This is a genomic window from Pontimicrobium sp. MEBiC01747, assembly GCF_053601635.1.
In genome coordinates this window covers 1-3,045 of the sequence record NZ_JBSHNS010000044.1, presented here as the reverse complement: position 1 = coordinate 3,045, position 3,045 = coordinate 1, and the positions used below count along the sequence as shown (strand labels likewise).

At 30.0% G+C, this 3,045-nt stretch carries 2 protein-coding genes and 1 pseudogene; all 3 read left to right on the top strand.

Going from position 1 to position 3,045, the window contains the following annotated elements; translation table 11 throughout:
* Nucleotides 1-1,456 (top strand): YfhO family protein (locus ACVC2P_RS00645; protein WP_452596553.1); only part of this gene is annotated, 1,456 nt, incomplete at its 5' end.
* A gap of 49 nt (nt 1,457-1,505) precedes the next feature.
* Entirely contained in the window at nt 1,506-2,783 is a 1,278-nt protein-coding gene (locus ACVC2P_RS00640; RefSeq protein WP_452596552.1) for a glycosyl transferase family 1, read from the top strand.
* Nucleotides 2,784-3,045, top strand: a pseudogene (locus tag ACVC2P_RS00635) (lipopolysaccharide biosynthesis protein); the annotation flags it as partial.

The window sequence follows — 3,045 nt, the reverse complement described above, 5'->3', positions numbered from 1 at the left end:
TGCTGAGAACGCACCAACTTATTGGGGGAGTCAGCCAATTGTGGAAGCACCAGCCTATGTAGGTGCAGTAATATTATTTTTATTTGTACTAGCATTATTTTTAGTTAAAGGCCGCTTAAAATGGTGGCTTGTTGCTGGAACACTACTATCGTTACTATTGTCCTATGGTAAAAACTTAGGGTTTTTAACAGATTTTTTTATAGATTATGTTCCGTTGTATAACAAATTTAGAGCGGTTAGCTCAATACAAGTTATACTAGAATTATGTATACCTGTATTAGCAATTTTTGGATTAGTAAGGCTATTTAATGATTATGAGAAAGAAGACCATAAATTAAAAGCTTTAAAATATACAGTTTTTATAACCGCTGGGTTATCTATTTTCTTTTTATTAATTAAAGCTTTTGGGTGGCTAGATTTTGTAGGAGGAAATGATGGATATTATAGGCAAGAAGCTGGTTTAGAATTTGTAGATGCGTTAAGAGCAGATAGAGAAATGCTTTTTACAAAAGATACATTAAGAACACTATTATTAGTAATACTTTCTGCAGGAACAATCTTCTTATTTTTAAAGAAAAAACTAAACGAAACAAAAGTAGTATTAATTTTTGCAGGATTAATATTGTTCGATTTAGTAGGAGTAGATAGGCGCTATGTAAATACAGATGATTTTGTTTCAAGCAGGCAAGTAGAAGCACCGTACAATGAATCTCCAGCAGATGTAGAAATTAAAAAAGATAAATCTCATTTTAGAGTATTCGATGTAACCTCTGGAGGCGCAAGGACATCCTATTTTCATAACTCCCTTACAGGATATCATGCAGCAAAACTGAAACGTTTTGATGATGTTTTTAATTTCTACATAGTTAAAAATAATGTGAATGTATTAAATATGTTAAATACAAAATACATTATAACAACAAATGAAAAAGGACAACCTTATCCATTAATTAATGATAGAGCTAATGGTAACGCATGGTTTGTTAAAACACTAGAGCCTGTAAATTCTGCTAACGAAGAAATACAAGCTTTAGATAAATTAGATAATAAAAATGCAGCTGTGTATACAGTGCCAAAAGAAACTAATACTAAAAAATTACCAAACCGTTATGAGGTAGATTCATTAGCATCAATAAAAATATTAAACTATAAGCCCAATGCAATTACATACCAATCTGAAAATATTAATGATGGTTTTGCTGTGTTTTCTGAAGTATATTACGGAAAAGGGTGGCAGGCTTATATAGATAATAAACCAGTTCCACACTATAGAGTAAATTACGTTTTAAGAGGATTAGAGATTCCTAGAGGTAACCATACAATAGAATTTAAGTTTGAAGCTCAGGTTGTAAAAACAGGAAGTAAAATAGCATTAATTAGTACTATAATATTAGCTATGCTATTAATAGGAGGTCTATTCCTTATGTTTAAAAAACAAACGATAGAAGAGGCGTAGTGTTGTAATGCTAGATTACGAGTTTTACAAACGATAGGATAGACTTAAAATGGATAAAAAAAAAGTACTTATAATAACGTATTATTGGCCACCAGCAGGAGGTCCTGGAGTACAACGCTGGTTAAAATTTGTAAAGTATCTGCCAGATTTTAATATAGAACCCATAGTATACTGCCCAGAAAACCCTAACTATCCATTAATAGATAAGAGTTTAATAACAGATGTAGCTAAAGACCTTACAGTTATAAAGCAACCAATAAAAGAGCCCTATAAAATAGCAAGTATATTTTCTAAGAAATCTAAAACCATTAGTAAAGGAATTATTCCTGTAGAAAAAAAACAAAGTTTTATTGAAAAAGCAATGCTTTACGTACGAGGTAATTTTTTTATTCCAGATGCAAGAAAAAATTGGGTAAAACCTTCGGTAGCGTTTCTTTATAATTACATAAAAACAAATGCAATACAAACAATAATAACCACTGGGCCTCCGCATAGTTTACATTTAATAGGGTTACAATTACAACAACGCCTTGATGTAAAATGGATAAGTGATTTTAGAGATCCATGGACAACCATAGGTTATCATAAACAATTACGATTAACAGAAGCATCAAAAGCAAAACATAAGACCTTAGAGCATGAGGTTTTAAATGCTGCAGATGAAATTGTAGTAACGAGTAATAACACAAAGGTAGAATTTGAAACTATAACCAATAAACCAATTACTGTTATTACTAATGGGTATGATGTAGAAAAAGTAAAAACACAAGAATTAGATATTAAGTTTTCAATATCACACATCGGGTCTTTATTATCTAAGAGAAATCCATTAGTACTTTGGAAAGTTTTAAAAGCATTAGTAGAAGAAGAAAAAGGGTTTGCAGAAGATTTAGAAATTAATTTTGTAGGAGCAGTTAGCGATTCTATTTTAAAAACAATAACCTCTTACAAGCTTGATGCCTATGTTAAAAACAGGGGGTATGTGCCTCATAAGGAAGCTATAATGTATCAAAAAAAATCACAGATATTATTATTAGTAGAAATAGATTCTGAAGAGACTAAGTCTATTATTCCAGGAAAACTGTTTGAGTATATGGTGTCTCAAAGACCAATAATAGCATTAGGACCAAAAGACTCAGATGTAGAAATAATTATAAATAAAACCAATACAGGTAAGTATTTTGATTACAATAACTACAAAGAACTTAAAGAACTATTAAAAGTACATTACATAGCTTTTAAAAAGAACGATTTAAAAACACAACCTATAAACCTGCAAAATTACAGTAGAAAAAAATTAACAGAAACCCTATCTAAACTCATATAAATGGGAATAGTAATAAAACAATCTATTAAAAATATATTAATAACCTATATTGGTTTTGCTGTAGGTGCAATTAATGTATTGTTTCTGTTTACCAAGTTTATAGATCCAGTATACTATGGGTTAATAACCTTTATACTATCTACTGCTAATATTTTAATGCCTTTAATGGCATTTGGGGTAAATAATACTATTGTTAAATTCTACTCCTCATTTAAAACAAGAAAATCTCAGAATGGGTTTTTAAGTTTAATGCTAGTATTGC